The organism is Marinobacter sp. ELB17, from assembly GCF_000169375.1.
Lineage (GTDB): Bacteria > Pseudomonadota > Gammaproteobacteria > Pseudomonadales > Oleiphilaceae > Marinobacter.
In genome coordinates, this window is record NZ_AAXY01000029.1 from 38,208 (window position 1) to 44,351 (window position 6,144).

The 6,144-nt window shown below is 50.9% G+C and carries 5 protein-coding genes; 3 read left to right on the top strand and 2 right to left on the bottom strand.

All coding sequences use genetic code 11. The annotated features are described in order from the left end of the window. Positions 1-184: 184 nt before the first annotated feature. A complete protein-coding gene (locus MELB17_RS19750) occupies positions 185-1,111 on the top strand; it encodes a DNA replication terminus site-binding protein (RefSeq protein WP_007352117.1) in 927 nt (308 codons plus the stop codon). 50 nt (positions 1,112-1,161) lie between these two features. Here MELB17_RS19750 and MELB17_RS19755 read toward each other — a convergent pair whose 3' ends face one another. Continuing rightward, positions 1,162-1,770: an ATP-dependent zinc protease gene (locus tag MELB17_RS19755; RefSeq protein ID WP_007352118.1), complete on the bottom strand. Its 609-nt coding sequence runs from the start codon at positions 1,768-1,770 to the stop codon at positions 1,162-1,164. A 262-nt stretch (positions 1,771-2,032) separates the two neighbouring features. On the opposite strand from MELB17_RS19755, the gene MELB17_RS19760 reads away from it, so the two are divergent. Further along, positions 2,033-3,445 (top strand): TrkH family potassium uptake protein, encoded by a 1,413-nt coding sequence (locus MELB17_RS19760; RefSeq protein WP_007352119.1) that lies wholly within the window; start codon positions 2,033-2,035, stop codon positions 3,443-3,445. 79 nt (positions 3,446-3,524) lie between these two features. On the opposite strand, the gene MELB17_RS19765 is transcribed toward MELB17_RS19760, so the two are convergent. After that, positions 3,525-4,718: a 1-acyl-sn-glycerol-3-phosphate acyltransferase gene (locus tag MELB17_RS19765; protein ID WP_007352120.1), complete on the bottom strand. Its 1,194-nt coding sequence runs from the start codon at positions 4,716-4,718 to the stop codon at positions 3,525-3,527. Between the two features lie 323 nt (positions 4,719-5,041). Between MELB17_RS19765 and MELB17_RS19770 the strand changes: the two genes are divergently transcribed. Further along, on the top strand, positions 5,042-6,144 hold a 1,103-nt coding region (locus MELB17_RS19770), incomplete at its 3' end, for a RecQ family ATP-dependent DNA helicase (RefSeq protein ID WP_007352121.1).

A 6,144-nucleotide genomic window follows, 5' to 3' on the forward strand; every position in this document is an offset into this window, starting at 1 on the left:
TAATCGAAAGGAATTTGTGCAATATACCGCGATCAAGACGTCAACCGCGCTTTATTAGCGATTTGATCAACGTCGTATCGTCCGGTCACCTGTTTATTGTGCGTAATGTTAGATGTTGAGGGCACTCTAAATCTTTACTATGTTTTTGCATGTTGGTATAGTTTTAACGAAACAGGGAGTCCAAATGGCTTATTCGCTTTTACAACTAGACACTCTTCAAAAAATTGTTCTGGCGGTTGAATGCCTGGAGCGCCTCTGTGCCGACGCCAAACTCTTGTTGATGCAAGCCAACCCCGTTCAATGCCGCATCTATCAAATCCCACGCACTGTTCGTGAAAACGAGAGCCAGCCTGTTACCGATATACATCCCACCGATCTTTCTGGGACAGAGGCCTTTAATGCGGCTCTTCATGCACTGACTGATTGGTACGGCCATCCGCAATACAGCACCAAAGTTGTCAACCGGGTTCCCGGTGCGTTGGTGTTAGCCAACGTCGATGAAAGTCAGGTTCTAGATCGAATGGCTGAGATCAATCGCAGCAAGACCGCCATAGAGTCTCTAATACCAAGCCTTGGCAACCGGGATGATCGTTTCGAATTGCTGCACGGGCATTTTCCCTGGCTGATTCTGGCCCAACTTACCCGACGTTTGCAGGTTTTGCCCTGCTCTCCGCCACTGCAGTCCTGCACCTTTACCTGGGGCATAAAAACAGAGATTAAAAAGATGACAGCAGATCAGGTATGCGAAAGGCTGGAATTATTTCGGCAGCGCCCGCGCTCAACGATTGACGACGTTCCCTGGGACATCAAGATTGATCGAGAAATCATGTCCATTCGCTCATTACCAGCATCCGCACAACTGCGGTCGCGCCGCGTACTTCGTGTTCGCCCGTTAGCAAATCTTCGCTATCACGCGAATGATGGCGAACCGGCAGAAACCTACATGCGCGAAGCCCATACGCCTATTCTGATACTGAATCCTATCCGGCCGATTAAACTGGGGGTTCTGAAAAACTACGATGTGCAAACTCGAAGCGGTCGTCAGCGTCTCAAAGACCGTGGGCACTATGAAAAAGTGAGTGATTTGTTGCCCATTTACCTGCAATTATAATATTTTTAAGCGCGATGACTGCGTTTAGCCGAAACCATCGCGATTCAGGTTTACGGTTGAGTTTTGTTGTTTTTAGCAATTTTCTCCAGGCTAATAAACTCACATTGTTTAACGGCAATAAAGCCGTTGGCGGAGTCCACCAGAATGTTGTCGTCGCTCATAAAACGACGGCCCAAAAGCACTGGGTAGGAAAACTTTGCGCGGTCGGCCAATGAAAACTGGGTTGTGTGCACTTCGCCCGACACGCAAAAATCCATGTTTACCACATAGCGCCGTTGCGATGGTGCTCCCTTGCGCTTGACCAGCACTACTCGCTCCACCGGCAGTTCAAATTCCAGCACCACTTCGTCATGGCTTATCTTCCCTTCGCTGGGCTGGTCTTCGTGGTCGCCCAAGGGCAACTGAAAGCTAACCCAGCGTTCATCGCCTTTATCGAATTCCTCAACATTCACCGCGTGCAGCGATGACGTCTTGGCGCCCGTATCCAGCCTTGCTTTTAGCCGCACTCCGGTGTCTTGCATTACCACCCATTCCACAAATCCAAGAGTTTCGCCGGGGCGTTTACCACTGTCATTGACTTTGTTTTGGGCACTGGCTACGGGAGCCCACGAAAGCGCGGTGACAAGCACAGTGATGAGCAAGAAACGTGCGTCAATCATAATGCGTCCCGTTTGATGAGAAATAACGTGTACGAGCAGTAAAACTGCCTCCAAGATAACCTCCGATAAAAAATGATAAAAGCACTCGATGATGCTTTAACGGCGATGTAATTGACCGGTAATCAAGGTCTTTTTCAATCCCGCTCGCGGCCCGCCAAGTTGCGGAGCTGGCGCCTCGGGAGTATCCTTGGCACCCTTTGTATAACCTCGATTCGAGTACCGTTTGAGAAACCTCACGCCCGTCGTATTTATCATCAGTGTCATGTTTATACTTTTGAGTATTTTCATGATGTTACCGCCACTTATTCTAATGGGTTCTGACGCTCCTAACAGCGCTGCGTTTATGGAATCAGCGGGCATTGTGTGCGTATTGGGGCTGTTTGGTATACTGGCAACCCATCGCCAGTCCAGAGACTTGAAACCGCGTTTCATGTTCGTGCTTACAGTGTCGAGTTGGTTCTTCATCGCTATGTTTTCTTCGCTTCCTTTTTATCTGAGTGATAACAACATATCGGCGGCTAACGCTTTTTTTGAGGGTACCTCGGGCATCACCACCACCGGTGCAACGGTATTCAGCGATCTGGACACTATGGACCGTGATCTGCTGCTTTGGCGTTCTATTCTGCAATGGATAGGTGGCATTGGCATTATCGGAATGTTTGTTGCTGTGCTTCCATTTTTGCGGGTAGGCGGCATGCGCCTGTTTGCTACCGAATCATCAGAGTGGACCGACAAAGCCCTGCCCCGGATGAAAACCCTGAGCCGCGGATTATTAGGGGTGTACCTATTTTTCTCAGTGGTTGCAGTACTGACCTATTGGGTGTCGGGCATGACATTGTTTGATGCCTTTAACCACGGCCTGACAAGCATCTCCACCGGCGGCTTTTCTACTTCAGATTTGTCTATGGGCAAATTCAACGACCTGATTCTCTTGGAATCTACGTTTTTCATGATTTTGGGCAGTGTGCCATTCTTTCTGTTTGTACGGGAATTGCATGGCCAGCGTGGCGTGCTGTTCCGTGACCAACAGGTGCGGCTATTCCTGACCATCCTGCTGATTGTACCCTTGCTGTTAACGCTGTATCGCTGGGCGGTATCTGCCGTTCCCTTCAATCCGGTTAGCAATTACATATCCACACTGTTTAATGTCACCTCTGTGGTCACCACCACCGGTTACGCGTCAGAAGATTACTCTGCATGGGGCCCATTGGCCTTTGTTGTGTTCTTCTTCTTGATGTTTGTGGGCGGTTGCTCCGGCTCCACATCTGGCGGCATGAAAATATTTCGCTTTCAATTGTCAGTCATTGTTCTCCGTGAGAATCTGATGCGCCTGCTTCATCCGCGGGCGGTGTTAACCCGTAATTACAACGGTCGTGCCGTCAGCGACGAGATCATTACCTCGATGATCGCCTACACATTCATCTTCCTGCTGTGCCTGTTGGTTTTGACGGTTTCCCTGGCCGCTATGCAGCTGGACTTCACCACTTCTTTGTCCGGTGCACTGACGGCTCTGACCAACGTTGGTCCGGGCTTAGGTGACATCATAGGCCCTGCCGGGAATTTTGGGCCGCTGCCAGATGCCGCTAAGTGGCTGTTGGGCATAGGTATGCTGATGGGACGTCTGGAAATATTGAGCGTGGTAGTGGTGCTGTCGCCGGCTTTCTGGCGCAGTTAAACTTGCCGCGCTCAAGCGCAGCGGTTCATTTCTTCCCCGTCAATTCATGCCAAGTTCTTGTCAAGTTCCAGCACTCTTGTCAAGTGCTTACGTCAGCTGTGCTCATGGCGTTCAGCGCACTCGTTACCGGGTTAGCGTACATGTCCAATAGGTAGGGCCGCGCTGCTGCTTCACAAGCACCTAGACGCTTCTGCAGCTCGTTCTCAGCGGTTTCCAAAGCCTGCCGAGTGCAGCTTTCGGCTGCAGCTAGGGAAGCAAACAGACCGGCGTCTACCGGCCCCCTGCCCGCTGCAGCTTCACGCAATTGATACGCCACCAGATTGGATGGGTGCAAGTGGTAATGACTGTGAATTTCCCTGTCAATTCTCGCCGCCAACGCTTTTGGATTGGCTCCTGCGTCTTCGATGGGTGCGCCAAAGTGCACGTGTACGTGGCCTTTAAAGCCGGTTAGACCGCGCATAATCTGACTGGTATCTTCGCCTTCTGCTTTCAGGTAGGCACCGGTACGGGCCCGGGTTTCCAGCTCATTGGCTTTATCCAGATCACAGGGGTCAAATTCATAGGCAATCGATACCGGCACAATACTCAGCCGGTTTATCGCCGTTTGGAAATCCAGTCCGGATTTTTTCGGGCTCATATGGAACATCTTCACAATAGCAGGATCTGTGCGGTCTATACCGTCTTTAGCCCGCCCTTCACGTTGCGCAATCCACACCCCGTTGTGGGTCTCGATGCTGTGATTGATAAAATCGGAAAGCATGAGGTAGGCGTCGCGTATTTCCCGTGGGCTGGTCATGCTACGCCGCACTACAAAGCTCTTGTTTAATCGCATCATTTCAGCAAATACGCGATTTTCGAGCAAGTTGTCGCCAATGGCGATGCGAGTGGTTTTTAGCCCTTGGTTGTACAATAAGAAGTTTACAATCATTGGGTCAAAAACAATGTCGCGATGATTACAGATAAACAGGTGGGTAGATTCCTGCTCCAGATTCTGTAACCCGCTCTGGGTAACCTGGGTGGTGGTATTTCCGACCAGTTCGCCAACATAGCCCGACAACGACGCTTGCAGATCGTCGATACGAGTGAAACCACCAAAACGGCGGCGCAACCAATAACTCACAATCCCCCGCAACATCGCCGGCGCCCAGCGTGCAGCCCCGGGCGATTTGATGCGGCCAATCAAGTTCAGAAATTCCCGATCATGCACTAATCGTTGTATTACGGCGGAAGTCTCCTCGTCCGAGTAAGGACGGATGGCATCAAATTTCTGCATTAATAGTAAAACCTTGTGTTGGTCGAGAGCCGCGAGCCTCGGTAAGAATCACGCTTTTGCAAAGGCAGTAAATTTTTACCGGTATTGTATCGTTTTAAAAGCCAGTTTTCCTTAACCGATGAATGAAGCCGCATGAATTTCCGCTGCGCCGTTGCCCATAAACGACGACGCTAACGTAATACCGCCGCGCACAGGCTTGTATTAGCAATCCCACGGGGCAAAACACCCACCCTGAAATCTGCTATGATTCTGCCGCAGAAATACACAGTGCCACTCGGTCGGCGCTGCTCCATTCAGGCGGCTTGCGGGTAAACACGTTTATTATGTACTCCCATCAGGACTTCGAACAGCTCTCAAGCGAACGACCTACAGCCGTGCAGACCCCGGAACAGGTGCTGCATGAAGTGTTTGGCTATGACAGCTTCCGCCCGTTACAGGAGGACATCGTAAAAGAGCTGTGCGCCGGTGGCGACGCGCTGGTGCTAATGCCCACCGGCGGCGGTAAATCCCTATGTTATCAGGTTCCAGCCCTGGTCCGCCCGGGTACCGGTATCGTGGTGTCACCGTTAATAGCTCTGATGCAAGACCAGGTAAATGCCCTGAAAGAATTGGGAGTTCGAGCCGCCTTTTTGAATTCCACTATGGACTTTGAGCAAGCCCGAGCTACCGAATACGCTCTGATGTCGGGTGAACTGGATTTGCTGTATTGCGCCCCAGAGCGGCTGATTCAGCCCCGCACTATAGAGCTGTTACACAATACCTCCATCGCTCTGTTTGCAATCGACGAGGCTCATTGTGTTTCCCAATGGGGTCACGACTTCCGTTCGGATTACTTGCAGCTGAGCATGCTGGCGCAAACTTTTCCCGACATACCACGTATAGCTTTGACTGCCACTGCCGATGAGCGCACCCGTAAAGAGATTGCCGAACGCCTGTCGTTAACCCAGGCCCGACATTTTATTAGCGGTTTTGATCGCCCTAATATTCAGTACAGAATTACGCCAAAAATTAATGCTAACAAACAGTTACTCGACTTTATTAAAACCGAACATGAAGGCGATTGCGGCATCGTTTACTGTCTTTCCCGCAAAAAAGTAGACGCCACCGCAAAGCTATTGCAAAGCAAAGGTTACAACGCTCTGCCCTATCACGCCGGCTTGGCCGCGGATGAGCGAGCATCAAACCAGAACCGTTTCCTGCGTGAAGACAGCGTTATTATTGTGGCTACCATCGCGTTTGGTATGGGCATAGACAAACCGGATGTGCGCTTTGTCGCCCACCTGGATTTGCCAAAAAGCCTGGAAGCTTATTATCAGGAAACCGGCCGTGCTGGTCGCGACGGCAAACCTTCCACCGCATGGATGGTTTACGGCCTGCAGGATGTGATCAAACTGCGGCAAATGCTGGAAACATCCCAGGGTAATGA